Raw genomic sequence first — 15,173 nt, 5'->3', positions numbered from 1 at the left:
CAGAGGTTAACAAGTTTAGATTGAGGATTGAGGGTGTACCAGTAATTCGATCCAGTGTCGCACCGGCACCTTGCTGGCGCTTTCCAGATGTAACTGGCAGCCGATATTGCTGGTGATAATCACATCGGGTTCAGCCTGCAGCAACGCGGTAATCTTTTGATTCAGCAGTTGTTGCGACAATGCCGGCTGCAGCAGGGTGTAAGTACCCGCAGCACCACAGCACAGATGGCTGTCTGCAACCGGCGTGAGCGTATAACCGCAATATTGCAGAATCTTTTCAACCTCGCCGCCCAGTTTCTGTCCGTGCTGCAGCGTGCAGGAAGACTGACATGCAACGCGTCGCCCCTTTCCGATGCCGGCAAACAGGTCCAGATTTTCATCGCGCAGAATCTCGCTCAAATCACGGGTGAGGGCGCTGATGCGAGCCGCCTTGGCAGCGTAGGCCGTGTCGTCCTTGAGGGCGTACCCATAATCCTTCACCATCACACCGCAGCCGCTCGCGGTCATCACGATTGCTTCAATTCCTTGCTCGACATAAGGCCACCACGCATCAATGTTGCGGCGCATCATTTCTCGCGCGCTATCGGCCGCCGCCAAATGCTGGTGCATGGCGCCGCAGCAACCGGCTTGGGGCGCGCTGACCAGGCCAATGCCGAGCTTATCCAGCACACTTGCAGCAGCAGCATTGGTTGTGGGGGCCGCCAGCGGCTGCACGCAGCCTTCCAGCACTAGCATGCGGCGTTGATTTTGTGTTTGAGGACGCGGCAAGGGTTTGCGCGCGCGCGGTAGTTTGTGGCGCAGCATTGCCGGCAACAGCGGGCGCGCAAGCCTGCCCAAGGCAAATGCAACGCGTAGGCGAGAAGTGTAAGGCAATACGCCCAGCAACACGTGCCGCGCCATACCGGCCCACAGCAAGCGTGGTGAACGCCTTTCGATCTCCTGGCGCCCGATATCAATGAGACGACCAAACTGCACGCCGGATGGGCAGGTGGTTTCGCAGGAGCGGCAGGTCAGGCAGCGATCCAGATGCAAACGTGTCTTGGCGCTGGATTGATTGCCTTCCAGCATTTCCTTGATCAGATAAATCCGTCCGCGTGGTCCATCCAGTTCGGAACCCAGCAACTGATAAGTGGGGCAGGTGGCGTTGCAAAACCCGCAATGTACGCAGGCACGCAAAACCGCGTCGGCTTCGGCAATTTCTGCGCGCTGTAAAATACTATCAGCAATTGCGGTTTGCATGATCTTATAGCCCTGAAACCATGCGCCCGGGATTAAAAATCCGGTGCGGGTCAAAGCTGTTTTTCAGGCGTTGATGGATGGTGAGCAGCGCGGCAGACAGGGGTTGAAACACTGCCTCATCCTGCGCAGAAGCCCGAAACTGGCTGACATGCCCACCAGCAGCAGCAACGCTTTCGCGAATAACGGCGACAGGCTCATCGCTCACTAGCCAGCGCTGCGCACCACCCCAATCCAGCAGCCAGCTTCCTGCAACCGGCAGAGGCGGTGTGGCAGGTTTCACCAGCACGCGATACAGCGGCTTGCTGCTCTGGAAAAATGACAGCTGGTGTTCGCGCAGCGCCAGCCAGAAAGGTGCGGATTTTTCAAGGGCTTCTCCCCCCAACTGTTTCTGTGCGTGCCTGACGGCCTGCTCGCTTCCGGCCAGACGGACATAGCAATGTCCGGAGTGATAACAGGCTGCATCCACCGGCACAGGTTGCGACAACAGATGACTCATCTGGTTGATCGCCTCGGCCTGTGGACATTCATGGATTACAGTAAGGCTGGAGGCGGGACGGGGCAAGACTTTCAAGCTGACTTCCAGCAGCACGCCAAGTGTGCCATGTGCTCCGACCATCAGTCGCGAGACATCGTATCCCGCCACATTTTTCATGACCTGTCCGCCGAAGCGCAGCAACTCGCCCTTGCCATTGATCAGCTTGCATCCCAATACTGCATCGCGTGCGGCCCCGGCATAAGGACGGCGCGGGCCGGACAGGCCACAAGCGATGGTGCCGCCCAGAGTGGCGTATTCGCCAAAATGCGGCGGCTCGAAGGTCAGCATCTGGCTTGCCTCGGCCAATGCGCTTTCAATCTCTGCCAGAGGCGTGCCTGCACGGGCTGTCAGCACCAGCTCGCGCGGGTCATATTCAATCATGCCGCGATGTTCTGACAGTGACAGCACTTCGCCGTCTGCTACGCGCCCCAGAAAGTGTTTGCTGTTGCTGCCGCGGATATTCAGTGCCGTACCTGCATGGATGGCGTTGTGTACTTGCTGCTGCAGCGCTGCGCTTCTATCCATGTCAGCCATCAGAAGCGATCCAGTTCAGGGTGAGGAAGCTGGCCATGATGCACATGCATGGCACCCAATTCAGCACAGCGGTGCAGGGTGGGCACTGCCTTGCCGGGGTTGAGCAAGCCAGCAGGATCAAAGGCGGCCTTGACTGCGTGGAACTGACTGAGCTCGCCACTCTGGAACTGGATGCACATCTGGTCTATCTTTTCCATCCCGACGCCATGTTCACCGGTGATCGTGCCACCGACCTCTACACATAATTGCAGGATGCGGCGACCAAATTCCTCAGTGCTCGCCAGCTCACCCGGCTTGTTGGCATCGAACAGAATCAGTGGATGCAGATTGCCGTCGCCGGCATGAAAGACATTGGCCACCGGCAGGCCATATTCCGCCGACCACTGACTGATCTGACGCAATACCCGTGGCAGATGGCGGCGCGGGATAGTGCCATCCATGCAGTAATAATCCGGAGAAATGCGGCCCACTGCTGGAAAGGCCGATTTGCGTCCCTTCCAGAAAAGTTGCCGTTCGGCTTCATCCACCGCAGTGCGTACTTCGGTGGCACCACTCTGTGTCAGCACTTTGCGCACGGCCATTATGTATTCGGATACCTCTGCATTCGTCCCATCCAATTCGCACAGCAGTATTGCTTCGGCATCGCGCGGGTAGCCCGCATGGGCAAAATCTTCAGCGGCCTGGATGGCGAGCTTGTCCATCATCTCCAGGCCCGCAGGAATAATGCCGGCAGCGATGATGGCACCGACGGCTTCACCGGCCTTCACCACATCATCAAAAGCGGCGAGGACAACCTGCGCACGCTCAGGCCTGGCCAATAGCTTTACCGTCACCTCGACAATAATGCCCAGCATGCCTTCGGAACCTGTCATCAGGGCAAGCAGATCATAGCCCGGCGCATCCAGCGTTTCAGCACCGATAGTGAGTAACTCCCCCTCCATGGTGACGACCTTCAGCATCAGGATATTGTGTACGGTAAGGCCATACTTGAGGCAATGCACGCCACCGGAATTTTCTGCAACATTGCCGCCTATGGTGCAGGCAATTTGAGAAGAAGGATCAGGAGCGTAATACATACCATGCACGGCTGCCGCTTCGGAAATGGCCAGGTTGCGCACGCCCGGCTGCACCGTTGCCTGCGCATTGTGCGGATCGACATTCAGAATTTTCTTGAACTTGGCCAGACTCAGCAACACGCCATCACTCGATGGCAGCGCCCCACCGGACAGACCGGTGCCCGCGCCACGCGCCACTACCGGTACCTGTAACTTATGACACAAACTCATGATGGCTTGCACCTGCGCGATTGTTTCCGGCAAAACCACGACCAGCGGCAAACGACGGTATACAGATAGCCCATCGCACTCGAACGGGCGTAAATCTTCAGGGTCGGTCAATACCAATGAAGCGGGCAGCAAAGAAAGAAGCCCCTTTAGCAGGGCTTCTTGAGCGTGGGCATGCGGATTAATTGCGGTCTTTTCTGCCGTCATGCCAATAAATTGAGTAAATTAGTCAGAATATTGATTTCAGCAGAGTTTGAATAGAATAACAACCTTGATGCCGCCATGGAAATCAATGCGCTAACTCACTTCGGACTTGAAACAGTCCAGAAAGACTCAAAAATGACCGATAATGGAACCATTGCGCAGATTAATCAGAGTGAACCGGGATGAATAGTTTGGCAAAAAGGCTAAAAGCATGGACTTGACTGCACACGTCGAAAGCAACGTTGAAGCCGCATTGGTCGAGGATATCGGCAGTGGCGATCTGACCGCGCAACTGATCCCGACGGGGCAAGAGGCACGCTCCACCATCATCAGCCGCGAAGCGGCGGTGCTTTGCGGCGTGGCCTGGTTCGAGGCCTGCTTCCGCAGGCTGGATGCCGAGGTAGAAATAAAATGGTTTGCCCGCGACGGCGAAGCTGTGGCCGCCGGGCAAACTCTGGCCGAAATCAGCGGCAACGCGCGCGCCCTGCTCAGCGCCGAGCGACCGGCGCTGAATTTCCTGCAAACCCTGTCCGCCACCGCTACCGCAACACGGCAATATGTCGATTTGATCAGGGATACTCACGCCAAAATCATGGATACGCGCAAGACCCTGCCCGGCCTGCGTGTCGCGCAGAAATATGCGGTCAAGTGCGGTGGAGGGGAAAACCAGCGAGTAGGGCTTTACGATGGCATCCTGATCAAGGAAAACCACATCCTGGCAGCGGGCGGCGTTCGCGAGGCGCTGACGCAGGCCACGAATATCGCCACAGCGGGGATATCGATACAGATCGAAGTGGAAAGCCTGGACGAACTGGATCAGGCGCTGGCAGCAGGGGCGAAATTGATCCTGCTCGACAACTTCAACCTGGAAAGCCTGCGCGCGGCGGTAAAGCTGGCCGGCACTAGGGCCGAACTGGAGGCTTCCGGCGGCATCACCCTGGAAACCGTACGCGCCATCGCCGAGACGGGCGTGCACCGCATCTCCATCGGCAGCCTGACCAAGGACATCAAGGCGGTGGATTTGTCGATGCGATTTAAAACCCGCTAGACCAGGGTGCCTCTAAAAATTCAGAGTTCGCCCAAATGCAAGGCGCGGAAAAAATTTCGCAGCGCAGCATATGGTTGATATGTAAGTAAGAAATTTTTTACGCAACGCGGCAGTTGGGATGAAATCTGGATTATTTAGAGGCTCCCTCAGAAACTACCCCAGATAGGCGGCAAGCACACGTTCGTTCTTGTGCAACTCGGCAGGACTTCCCTCGACGGCGATACAGCCATGCTCCATTACATAGGCATAGTCCGCCACTTCCAATGCGCTTTTGGCGAATTGTTCCACCAGCAGCAAGGTGATCCCGGCTTCTTTCAGACGCCGGATGGTGTTGAAGACTTCCTGCACGATGACTGGCGCTAGCCCCATGGACGGTTCATCCAGCAACATGACCTTGGGGTTGGCCATGAGCGCACGTCCGATGGCCAGCATCTGCTGTTCGCCACCGGACAGCGTACCGGCAGCCTGCTGACGCCGTTCCCGCAGGCGCGGAAAAAGATCGTAAACTCGTTCCAGGTCACCTACCGCCTTGCTGCGGAAGCCGAAAAACAGGGGCAGATGACTGTAGGCACCGAGGAGCAGGTTGTCCTCCACCGACAAAGGTCCAAATACCTTGCGCCCTTCCGGTGCATGAGCCAAACCCAGCCTGGCAATACGCGAGGCATCCAGACCCTGCACCGGCTTGCCATCTAGAATGACGCGGCCTTTGGTCGGCTTCAACATCCCCGAGATAGCACGCATGGTGGTGGTTTTTCCGGCACCGTTGGCTCCGATCAAAGCTACGACCGTGCCCTGCTTCACTTCCAGCGAAGTACCTACCAGCACCTCGCTGGTGCCATATCCTGCATGCAGATTTTCGACGACTAGCATCTGTGCTTCTTTCTGTTCGTTAAGCCGGCGACGGTATAGCGTCAGGCGCTTCCGCCTCGCTGACAACCCCCAGGTAGGCCTCGATGACCTTGGGATCGCGTTTCACTTCATCCGGCGTGCCTTCGGCAATCACCTGGCCGCCATCAAGGACAGTCACCGCATCGCACAACTCGCTCACAACATCCATGTGATGCTCGATCAAAACGATCGTGATACCACGCTGGCGGATGCGTTTGATGATCTCCACCAAATTGTTCACATCCGGATGAGCAAGACCGGCAGCGGGTTCGTCCAGAATCAGGAGATCGGGTTTTCGCGCCAGCGCACGGGCAATTTCCAGGAAACGCTGTGCGCCATAGGTGAGGTCTTTTGCCCGTGTGCGGGCCTGGTCTTTGAGGTCGACCAGTTCCAGCAGCGCCAGGGACTCGGCCTGGGCACGTTTTTCCTCCCCCCGGGCAAATCCCAGCAGCACGAGGGGCAGCGGACTGCGATAAACCCCTTTCAGCGCGACCATGACGTTATCCAGCGCGGTCAGTTCGCCGAACAGTTGCAGGTTCTGGAAGGTACGCGAAACGCCGACCCGTGCTACCTTGAACAGGCTTCCTTGCGGCAGCGCCCTGCCATGCAGCAGGATTTCGCCCGCAGTCGGGGCATAAAGCCCTGAAATAACGTTTACGGCGGTACTCTTGCCGGATCCGTTGGGGCCGATCAAGCCGTGCACCTGTCCGGCACGCACCGTCATGGACACGCCGTCGACAGCTTTGACACCGCCGAAGTAGCGCTTCAAATCCCGCAATTCGAGCAGCGCTTCGCCATTGGCCGCCTTGGCCGCCAGCACGGTATTCAGCTCAGCCGGCGCGGGGAGCGCAGGCGGATCAATGCGGAACAACTGCGCCAGAAAGCGGGAGGCGAATCCCATCAAGCCTTCCGGTAGTCCTACCACCACTGCAAACAGCATCAGGGCAAAGATCGCCTTGCGCCAATTTTCAGTGTTCTCCACCAGAAAGCCTCCTCCAACGAGCAAACCCATGGCGATGATAGGCGCGATAGCCTGAAACGGTTTGGTGGTCTTTTTCATCAGCCCGCGCACCCCCGCCGCCAAGGCCACCAGCAAACCAAGCGCCGAAATTACTTCGAACATAAGCCAGTTGGACAGCAGATTGGGCAGCAGGGCGATCAGCGAAGCCCCGACAAAAGCGCCCCACAGGCTTTTACGTCCCCCCAGAACAACGCCGAGGAGCAAAATCACCATAAGGTCATAAACATAGGTTTGCGGTTGCAGATACTCGAAATTGAAGGCGTACAGCCCGCCCGCCAAGCCGCCGAGTCCAGATCCCAGGGCGAAGCCCGCCACCTTGTGACGAAAGGTCCCGACCCCCATCGCATCGGTAGCGATCGGGCTGTCGCGCAACGCTTCGAAGGCGCGACCCCATTGCGAGGAGAGCAGGTTACGCATCGCCATCCAGACCAGGGCCAGAAGGATCAGGCACAGCCAATAAAACCCCTGGGCTTTTAGATCGAAACCGAAAAGATCGGGGCGAGTCACGTGCAAGCCCTGTGCTCCGCCGGTGAGTGACTCCCACTCGTTAAGAACGGTTACGCTCAGGGCTGAAAAGCTCAGTGTTGCCAGGGCAAATTGCGGCCCCTCCAGTCGTAGCGCCGGAAACGCCAGCAGGCCGCCAAGAACCAGCCCCACCAGAAGACTGACGGCAAGCGCGCCAAATATCCCGAAACCGAGCAGGGAAACACTCAACCCCGCGGCATAGGCGCCGAGTCCCAGGAACGCGGCTTGCGCCAGGTTGACTTGACCGAGGTAGCCCACGGTCACGTCCAGACCGATGAGAAGAATGCCATAGATCGCCAGCAGGGTCAGCAACCCCAGGACATAGGAGTTGTCCACTGCCAGGGGTATGGAGGCAAGCAGGGCGAGAGCAACGAGCTCTGTTCCGCGAATGAATAACAGGCGTTTCCACATGGTCGGTCAGTTTTACGATTAGTTGATTGCGTCAGTGAAGCATGCCGCTGAAAATTGTTGTTCCCGTTACCTTGTCTGTTTCTGCTCAAGAGTGCCGGTCGCTACGGAGAACGGCACCCAAGTCAGTTCAGACTTTCCTGATGCTGGCCTTGCCGAAGACCCCATTCGGGCGCACGGCCAAGGCAAGAATGAGCAAAATCAAACCCGGTGCTTCGCGCCAGCCGCTACCGATATAGAAACTCGCCAGGCTTTCCAGAGCGCCCAGGAACAAACCGATCAGGACCACGCCGAAACCGGAATCGAGGCCCGCAACCACGGCAACCGCAAAAGCCTTCAGGATGAGGGCGGATGCCATGGTAGGACCCACGGTAGTAATCGGCGAAACCAGAATACCCGCCATCGCCGCCACCATCCCGGACAAGCCGTAAGAGAGCATGATCGTTCGGGTGGCCGAAACCCCCATCAGTTCAGCCGCATCACGGTCCGCCGAAACAGCCTCAAACGCCTTTCCCAGCAGGGTCTTGCGCTTGAACAACTCGATCAGCCCCATCACGGCGAGAACGCCGATGGCCACGGAGATTTCTAGCGGAGTAATACTGACGCCGAAAACCTGGAATGACTCGGATGGAATGGGCGTGGGGAATGGACGATCATCCCTCCCCCAAATATTCTCGGCCGCAGAAAAACCGAATAGCCCGATAATGATGGTCAGAAGTATCCAGCCCTCGCTTTTCTGCTCAAGCGCAAGGCGCACCCCGGCACGCTCGACGAACAGGCCGAGGACTGCGCCGAAAAGCAAGCCACCGGGTACCACCAGCCAGTAGGGCAACCCGACATTAATGAGGGTCAGGCTAAAGAAAGCGGAAACCATTACCAACTCGCCCTGACCGAAATTGATGCTTTTGCTGGTAGCGTATGTCAGCTGAAAGCCGTAGGCGATAAGCGCGTAAACAAGGCCCATGAAGGCCCCGCTCACAGCCATCTGGGCGATAATGATTGATTCCATGATGATTGCTTTGTGTGAACCGTGGAAGGGGGAACCCCCCTTCCACAGCTTTACTTACCTTTCTTCACTTCCGTTGCGCTTTTGATGAGACGCTGCTTTTCAGCCTCATTGGCGAAAACGACGCGACCATCCTTGACCATACCCATCACCACCTGATCACGACGGAAAGCTTCATGGGTCTGCTCGTTGGCAGGATCCCATTTACTGAAGGGGCGCAGCCAGGTAGCGATCACGCCTTTCACGGGTTCTTTCAAATCCTCAAGCGCTTCCTTGATCTTGTGGGTGTCATCGCTTTGCGCCTGTTTCACGGCAGCTGCAAAAATATAAACGGCATCATAACCCTGGGCTGCAGACATCGGGGATGCCATGCGGCTGACCCCATAAGCCTTGTGGTAGCCTTCGATGAAACTCTTGGCCTTGGGCGTAATCGGCTCCTCAATGAAGGTCTGCGGCATCAAGGCACCATCGCCGCTCTTGCCTGCGTTATCGATGAAGTTGGACATAGAGAGGGTCCAGCCGCCGATCAGCGGCTCTTTCATGCCCATTTTTGCCATACCGTTAGCAAGGGCGGCCATCTCGGGTCCAATCCCCCAGAGCAGGATCGCCTGTGCACCACCGGCTTTCGCACGCATCAACTGCGCCGTCATGTCCTTGTCGCCGATGTTGTATTTTTCGGTGGCAACCACCTGCAGTTTGTCACCCTGCTTCTTGATTTGCTCCAGCAGGTCGTCACGACCGGAAACACCGTAGTTGGTTGCGTCGTGCAGGATCGCCACTTTGGTAAATTTACGGTTGATCGCCTCTTCAATCACCATGGCGGACTGAATGCCGTCATTCGCGGAAAAACGGAAAATCGACAAATCCTTCACCCCTGCCTTGCTCCACTGAGTCATGGAGGCGGAGCCAGCTGCAGGCGTGATTATTTTGGTGATTCCTTTATCCTGCAAATGCTTGTCGCCCGCGAGCACGACCCCCCGTATTCACGGTGCCGATCACGCCGGACAAATCGCCCATCGAGGCCAGTTCCTGCCCGATCAGAGCGCCACGCTCGTTCTTGCCTTCATCGTCCCGTTCGATTATCTCGATTTTCATCTTCTTGCTGCCGACACTGATACCGCCCGCCGCGTTGATCTCGGAAATCGCGAGTTTGGCGCCGTCCCTCATGGATATGCCCATCGGAGCCGAACCGCCACTAAATGGGCCGGTAATTGCAATCTTGATGGCATCAGCGGCAAACGAAGGAACAGCAAACATACCCAGCAGCAGCGTTGCAATTAAAGTCTTTTTCATATGGTATTCTCCAATAATAATCATACGGTTAATTGAAACAATTCTTTCCAGATACTTACTTGGGACGCGCTCCATGGAGTATACATAATTTATATCTGATCTATTAAGATTCGAGTATATGATTTTTGCTCGGATATAGCGCAGCCCACACGTAAGCAAGGATCTGCGGCAGATGCAGCGTTTTACACGGCCCGCAATACCCACCACCAAGCGGTCAGCGTAAAAAAGGACAGGGCTATCCCCACAGCCACCATCAGAGTGACGAGAGGAGGATCGAGATCATGTTCGATCGCCACAATAGCGCCGGTAATCATGGGCCCCATGGCGGCTTCGAACAGCGTTACTTGCGTTACCAGCCCGTGCCCCCCGAGCGCGCCCACCAACAAAAAACACAGCAGCAGCGGTGCGAGAAATAATTTGAACACCAAGCCCAGCGCCAAGTTGCGGCCATTGCCCGCCAAGTGCCCTAGCTGCAACTGTAAGCCCACCGACACCAGTGCGAGCGGCGCCAGGGTGTCGCCCAGACGCTTCAGAACAGCTGAAAACCATAATGGATAATCCACCGGGATCAGCAGTACAGCAACCACCAATGCGATGAAAGGCGGAAACAACATGATTTTGCGTGCGATGGTTCGGGCGTCCGGGGCACCGGAGGAATACAGGCCGGCAACAATGATCCCGACTGTGGACAGTGCCAGGAAGGAGCCCAACTGGTCAGCAATGATCCCGGTTGCAATGCCCTCGTGCCCGTAAAAGGTTTCGATCATGGGCAAACCAATAAACGAAGTGTTACCTAACCCTCCGGTGAGCATCAAGGCACCGACAGTCGCGCGCGGCAATTTGAGCACCCGTCCTGCCATCCAGAAGAACCCGGCGCCCATAGCAAATAATATCCAGGGCATGGCGGCCGCATACGCTAGCTCGCGCGTGAAATGGATATCATGAATGTAGAGCAGAACCAGTGCCGGCAGGGAGATGTGGATGATGAAGCTGTTCAGCGCAGAAGGCGCGTTGTCAGGCATGCGCCCACCCTTGCGCAGCGCCATACCGAAAATGAAACAGGCGACCAGCAGGATAAGATTATTCATGCCAGTCGATCTTGCAGAAAAGAGTTAGCCGGTGTGCTGAACGATGAAGCGCTTCACTGCTTCGGCATCCGCCGCCATGACTTCGAAGCGCTGCGGCAGGTTCTCTATCCCCACCATATCGGCCGGGCGCTCAGGCTCGCAACCCAGCGCTTCGCGGATGGTTTCCTCGAATTTGGCGGGCAATGCAGTTTCCAGGCAGACCATGGGCACGTTGGCTTCACGGTGCTCCAGGCCAACCTTCACGCCGTCGGCAGTGTGGGTGTCGATCATCACGCCGTATTTCTGGTGCATGTGGCGTATGGTTTCCAGCCGGTTTGCATGGCTGCTGGAGCCGGATTCGAAGCCGAATTCCCTGACTCTGGCGAAATACGGCGTTTTCGAAAGATCGAAGCTGCCACCCGCGTCCACTTCCTTCCATAGCTCGTTCACCACTGCCGGATCGCGTCCGACCAGATCGTAAACAAAGCGCTCGAAGTTGGACGCCTTGGAGATATCCATCGACGGGCTGCTGGTATGCTCGGTTTGCGGACGAGGACGATAAACGCCAGTGCGGAAGAACTCGTCGAGCACGTCGTTCTCGTTGGTTGCAACGATCAGTTTCTTGATCGGCAGGCCCATCTGACGGGCGATGTGGCCGGCGCAGACGTTGCCGAAATTGCCCGACGGCACGGAGAAAGACACTTCCTCGTCGTTGCTTTGGGTCACCGCGAAATAGGCCTTGAAGTAGTACACCACCTGGGCCGTGACGCGCGCCCAGTTGATCGAGTTGACTGCGCCGATCTTGTGTTTGGCCTTGAAGTCGAGGTCATTGGAGACCGCCTTGACGATGTCCTGGCAATCATCGAACACGCCCTTCACGGCGATGTTGAAAATGTTCGGGTCCTGCAGAGAGAACATCTGGGCAGTCTGGAACGGACTCATCTTTCCCTGCGGTGAAAGCATGAAAACCTTGATGCCACGCTTGCCGCGCATGGCATATTCCGCCGCGCTGCCGGTATCGCCCGAAGTCGCACCGAGGATGTTGATCTCGGAATTTTCCTTGGCAAGCACGTACTCGAACAAGTTGCCGAGCAACTGCATCGCCACATCCTTGAAAGCCAGCGTCGGGCCGTAAGACAGCCCGAGCAGGTGCAACCCCGGCTCCAGCGTTTTCACCGGCGTAATCTCGTCGCTGCGGAAAATCTCTGCGGTATAGGTCTTGTCGACGATGGCCCTGAGGTCGGCGGCGGGAATATCGTCTGCGAAGCGGCGTATTACCTCGAATGCCAGCTCGCGGTAGCTCATGTCACGCATCGCGGCGAGTTCTTCCTTGCTGAATCGGGGGTAAGCTTCTGAGATGGTCAGGCCACCATCGGTAGCGAGGCCTCCGAGCAGGATTTCGGTGAAGGTTTTAGGCTGCATGCCGCCGCGGGTGCTCAAGTATTTCATATTTATAACCGTCAAATTGCTGTTGATTAATTCGAGCTTAGTTCTTCCAGACGTATCCGCGTCACCTTGCCGGAAATCGAAGACAACGCCTCAATTTTGGCGATCGCCTGGTTGATGAATTTTTCTACCGTGATATGGGTCAACAAGATCACGTCAGCCTGCTCTTCGCCTTCGGCAGGCTCTTTCTGGATCATGGCATCAATCGAGATCCCCAGATCGGCCAGAATCCGCGTTACATCAGCCAGCACGCCGGGCTTGTCGAAAACACGCAGGCGCAAGTAGTAGGAAGTACGGACTTCGTCGATTGCCAGCACCGGCACATCGGACAAGGCGTCCGGCTGGAAGGCCAGGTGCGGCACGCGGTTTTCCGGATCGGAGGTCAGCATCCGGGTCACATCGACCAGGTCCGCCACCACGGAACTCGCAGTCGGCTCAGCACCGGCGCCGCGGCCGTAATACATGGTCGCGCCAACGGCATCGCCTTTGACCAGCACCGCATTCATCACGCCTTCCACATTGGCGATCAGGCGCTTGGCCGGGATCAGCGTCGGATGAACACGCAGTTCAATGCCCTGTTCGGTACGTTTGGTGATGCCGAGCAGCTTAATGCGGTAGCCCAGTTGTTCGGCATAAGCGATATCTTCTTTGGTGAGCTTGCTGATGCCCTCGGTGTAAGCTTTGTCGAACTGCATCGGAATACCGAAACCAATCGCCGCCATAATGGTGAGCTTGTGCGCCGCGTCGACGCCTTCGATATCGAAGGTCGGATCGGCCTCTGCATAGCCGAGTTCCTGCGCCTGTTGAAGCACGGCATCGAAGGCCAGGCCCTTGTCGCGCATTTCGGTCAGGATGAAGTTGGTAGTACCGTTGATGATGCCGGCGATCCATTCGATGCGGTTGGCGGTGAGGCCCTCGCGCAACGCCTTGATGATCGGGATGCCGCCTGCCACGGCCGCCTCGAAGGCTACCATCACGCCCTTGGCCTGTGCCGCCTGGAAAATTTCGTTGCCATGCATCGCCAACAGCGCCTTGTTCGCCGTGACCACGTGCTTGCCGTTGGCGATCGCCTTCAGGACCAGGTCCTTGGCCAACGACGTACCGCCGATCAACTCGACGACGATATCGATGTCCGTGTTATTCACTACCGCCATCGGGTCAGTGGTAATTTCCAGCTCGGGGCCGGCAAGTTTCCGCGCCTTTTCCAGATCGCGTACCGCCGCCATGGTCACCTTGATTTCGCGCCCGGCACGGCGGGTAATTTCTCCGGCATTGCGCCGCAATACTGTGAGGGTGCCGCCGCCGACGGTACCCAGGCCTAACAAACCTACGTTGATGGGTTTCATAATGAGTTTTCAGTTAACAATAATTTAGTTAGGAACCATGCCGCTTGCGATAGTGCTCAAGAAAGTGTGCAATACGACCTATGGCCTCGGTGAGGTCGTCTACGTTGGGCAGGAACACCACCCGGAAATGATCGGGGTTTGGCCAGTTGAAACCGCTGCCCTGCACCAGCAACACCTTTTCCTCAAGCAGCAACTCAAGGATGAATTCCTGGTCATCGGCAATCGGGTACATCTTGGCATCAAGCCGGGGGAACAAATACATGGCGCCCTGCGGCTTGACGCAGGTTACACCGGGAATATCGGTGAGCAACTGATAGGCCAGGTCGCGTTGCTTGGTCAGACGCCCCCCGGGCGCGACCAGATCATTGATGCTCTGGTAGCCGCCAAGTGCAGTCTGTATTCCGTACTGCGCCGGCACGTTGGAACACAATCGCATCGAGGCGAGCATGGTTAAGCCTTCAATGTAATCTCTGGCATGCTTTTTTTCGCCCGACACCACCAGCCATCCCGCACGATAACCGGCTGCACGGTAATTCTTGGAAAGTCCGTTGAAGGTAATGAACAGCACGTCGTCTGCCAGAGACGCAATCGAGGTATGGGTCGCACCGTCATACAAGACCTTGTCGTAGATCTCGTCGGAGTAGATGATCAGCTGGTGTTGTCGCGCGATCTCCACGACCTCTCGCAGCAGTTCAACCGGATAAAGCGCACCGGTCGGATTATTCGGGTTGATCAGAACAATCGCACGGGTATTTGGCCCGATTTTGCCGCGAATATCGTTCAGATCTGGCAGCCAGCCAGACTGCTCGTCGCAGATGTAATGGTGGGGCGTGCCGCCGGCCAGTGTTACCGCCGCTGTCCACAGCGGATAGTCAGGCATCGGCACCAGTACTTCATCTCCAGTGTTCAGCAAACCCTGCATCGCCATCACGATCAGCTCGGACACGCCGTTGCCGATGTAGATATCCTCCATCGTCACATCGGCGATTTTCTTTTCCTGGGTGTAGTGCATGATCGCCTTGCGCGCGGCGAACAGCCCTTTGGATTCGCAATACCCGGAGGCATTGGGCAGATTATGGATCACATCCTGCAGGATTTCCTCCGGCACTTCAAAACCGAACGGTGCCGTATTGCCGATGTTGAGTTTGATAATGCGATGCCCGTCCTCCTCCATCTGCCGGGCACGCGCCATCACCGGTCCACGGATGTCGTAGCAGACGTTGGCGAGCTTGCTGGATTTGAGTACGGGTTGCATGGCTTCGAGCCCCTTTTTGCGCTGGCGACCGGGTCGCCCCACAGAATGCGCTAAAAAGGTATAATCTTACCCGAC

At 57.0% G+C, this 15,173-nt stretch carries 13 protein-coding genes; 1 reads left to right on the top strand and 12 read right to left on the bottom strand.

Annotated features, from left to right (window positions below):
• Positions 1-15: 15 nt before the first annotated feature.
• Genes glcF through SCD_RS05630 form a run of 3 tightly spaced genes read right to left on the bottom strand, consistent with a single transcriptional unit; the run spans position 16 to position 3,798 of the window.
• Positions 16-1,239, bottom strand: a complete 1,224-nt coding sequence (gene glcF / locus SCD_RS05640) for a glycolate oxidase subunit GlcF (protein ID WP_009206077.1) — start codon at positions 1,237-1,239, stop codon at positions 16-18.
• Positions 1,240-1,243: 4 nt separating this feature from the next.
• Positions 1,244-2,308 (bottom strand): glycolate oxidase subunit GlcE, encoded by a 1,065-nt coding sequence (gene glcE, locus SCD_RS05635; RefSeq protein ID WP_009206078.1) that lies wholly within the window; start codon positions 2,306-2,308, stop codon positions 1,244-1,246.
• Complete coding sequence (locus SCD_RS05630; protein ID WP_009206079.1) at positions 2,308-3,798, bottom strand: FAD-linked oxidase C-terminal domain-containing protein; 1,491 nt, start codon at positions 3,796-3,798, stop codon at positions 2,308-2,310. The genes glcE and SCD_RS05630 overlap by 1 nt, the downstream gene beginning before the upstream one ends.
• A 208-nt stretch (positions 3,799-4,006) precedes the next feature.
• On the opposite strand from SCD_RS05630, the gene nadC reads away from it, so the two are divergent.
• Positions 4,007-4,843 (top strand): carboxylating nicotinate-nucleotide diphosphorylase, encoded by an 837-nt coding sequence (gene nadC, locus SCD_RS05625; protein WP_009206080.1) that lies wholly within the window; start codon positions 4,007-4,009, stop codon positions 4,841-4,843.
• Between the two features lie 153 nt (positions 4,844-4,996).
• On the opposite strand, the gene SCD_RS05620 is transcribed toward nadC, so the two are convergent.
• From SCD_RS05620 to SCD_RS05585, 9 genes are all read right to left on the bottom strand, one after another.
• The gene (locus SCD_RS05620) at positions 4,997-5,713 is read right to left on the bottom strand and encodes an ABC transporter ATP-binding protein (protein WP_009206081.1); all 717 of its coding nucleotides are present in this window, start codon (positions 5,711-5,713) and stop codon (positions 4,997-4,999) included.
• A gap of 19 nt (positions 5,714-5,732) precedes the next feature.
• The gene (locus SCD_RS05615; RefSeq protein WP_009206082.1) at positions 5,733-7,688 is read right to left on the bottom strand and encodes a branched-chain amino acid ABC transporter ATP-binding protein/permease; all 1,956 of its coding nucleotides are present in this window, start codon (positions 7,686-7,688) and stop codon (positions 5,733-5,735) included.
• A 127-nt stretch (positions 7,689-7,815) separates the two neighbouring features.
• A complete protein-coding gene (locus tag SCD_RS05610) occupies positions 7,816-8,694 on the bottom strand; it encodes a branched-chain amino acid ABC transporter permease (protein WP_009206083.1) in 879 nt (292 codons plus the stop codon).
• 50 nt (positions 8,695-8,744) lie between these two features.
• Positions 8,745-9,587: an ABC transporter substrate-binding protein gene (locus SCD_RS05605; RefSeq protein ID WP_269763887.1), complete on the bottom strand. Its 843-nt coding sequence runs from the start codon at positions 9,585-9,587 to the stop codon at positions 8,745-8,747.
• Positions 9,588-9,630: 43 nt separating this feature from the next.
• Positions 9,631-9,984 carry an ABC transporter substrate-binding protein gene (locus SCD_RS16980; protein WP_269763886.1) on the bottom strand — a complete coding sequence of 118 codons (354 nt, stop codon included), beginning with the start codon at positions 9,982-9,984 and terminating at the stop codon, positions 9,631-9,633.
• 182 nt (positions 9,985-10,166) lie between these two features.
• Positions 10,167-11,072: an AEC family transporter gene (locus SCD_RS05600; RefSeq protein WP_009206086.1), complete on the bottom strand. Its 906-nt coding sequence runs from the start codon at positions 11,070-11,072 to the stop codon at positions 10,167-10,169.
• A gap of 24 nt (positions 11,073-11,096) precedes the next feature.
• On the bottom strand, positions 11,097-12,500 hold the full coding sequence (gene thrC / locus SCD_RS05595) for a threonine synthase (RefSeq protein ID WP_009206087.1): 1,404 nt from the start codon (positions 12,498-12,500) through the stop codon (positions 11,097-11,099).
• Positions 12,501-12,526: 26 nt separating this feature from the next.
• A complete protein-coding gene (locus SCD_RS05590; RefSeq protein WP_009206088.1) occupies positions 12,527-13,843 on the bottom strand; it encodes a homoserine dehydrogenase in 1,317 nt (438 codons plus the stop codon).
• 28 nt (positions 13,844-13,871) lie between these two features.
• Positions 13,872-15,098 (bottom strand): pyridoxal phosphate-dependent aminotransferase, encoded by a 1,227-nt coding sequence (locus SCD_RS05585; protein WP_009206089.1) that lies wholly within the window; start codon positions 15,096-15,098, stop codon positions 13,872-13,874.
• Positions 15,099-15,173: the final 75 nt, after the last annotated feature.

Source organism: Sulfuricella denitrificans skB26, from assembly GCF_000297055.2.
Lineage (GTDB): Bacteria > Pseudomonadota > Gammaproteobacteria > Burkholderiales > Sulfuricellaceae > Sulfuricella > Sulfuricella denitrificans.
Note: the sequence above shows the minus strand (reverse complement) of the source record. Positions and strands in the feature narration are given on the sequence as shown.

Excerpts from the sequence above, each read along its gene's own strand:
- glcF (WP_009206077.1), bottom strand. The coding sequence starts at position 1,239 with ATGCAAACCGCAATTGCTGATAGTATTTTACAGCGCGCAGAAATTGCC.
- SCD_RS05615 (WP_009206082.1), bottom strand. The coding sequence starts at position 7,688 with ATGTGGAAACGCCTGTTATTCATTCGCGGAACAGAGCTCGTTGCTCTC.
- SCD_RS05630 (WP_009206079.1), bottom strand. The coding sequence starts at position 3,798 with ATGACGGCAGAAAAGACCGCAATTAATCCGCATGCCCACGCTCAAGAA.
- SCD_RS05585 (WP_009206089.1), bottom strand. The coding sequence starts at position 15,098 with ATGCAACCCGTACTCAAATCCAGCAAGCTCGCCAACGTCTGCTACGAC.
- thrC (WP_009206087.1), bottom strand. The coding sequence starts at position 12,500 with ATGAAATACTTGAGCACCCGCGGCGGCATGCAGCCTAAAACCTTCACC.
- SCD_RS05600 (WP_009206086.1), bottom strand. The coding sequence starts at position 11,072 with ATGAATAATCTTATCCTGCTGGTCGCCTGTTTCATTTTCGGTATGGCG.
- nadC (WP_009206080.1), top strand. The coding sequence starts at position 4,007 with ATGGACTTGACTGCACACGTCGAAAGCAACGTTGAAGCCGCATTGGTC.
- SCD_RS05605 (WP_269763887.1), bottom strand. The coding sequence starts at position 9,587 with ATGACTCAGTGGAGCAAGGCAGGGGTGAAGGATTTGTCGATTTTCCGT.
- SCD_RS05590 (WP_009206088.1), bottom strand. The coding sequence starts at position 13,843 with ATGAAACCCATCAACGTAGGTTTGTTAGGCCTGGGTACCGTCGGCGGC.
- SCD_RS16980 (WP_269763886.1), bottom strand. The coding sequence starts at position 9,984 with ATGAAAAAGACTTTAATTGCAACGCTGCTGCTGGGTATGTTTGCTGTT.
- SCD_RS05620 (WP_009206081.1), bottom strand. The coding sequence starts at position 5,713 with ATGCTAGTCGTCGAAAATCTGCATGCAGGATATGGCACCAGCGAGGTG.
- SCD_RS05610 (WP_009206083.1), bottom strand. The coding sequence starts at position 8,694 with ATGGAATCAATCATTATCGCCCAGATGGCTGTGAGCGGGGCCTTCATG.
- glcE (WP_009206078.1), bottom strand. The coding sequence starts at position 2,308 with ATGGCTGACATGGATAGAAGCGCAGCGCTGCAGCAGCAAGTACACAAC.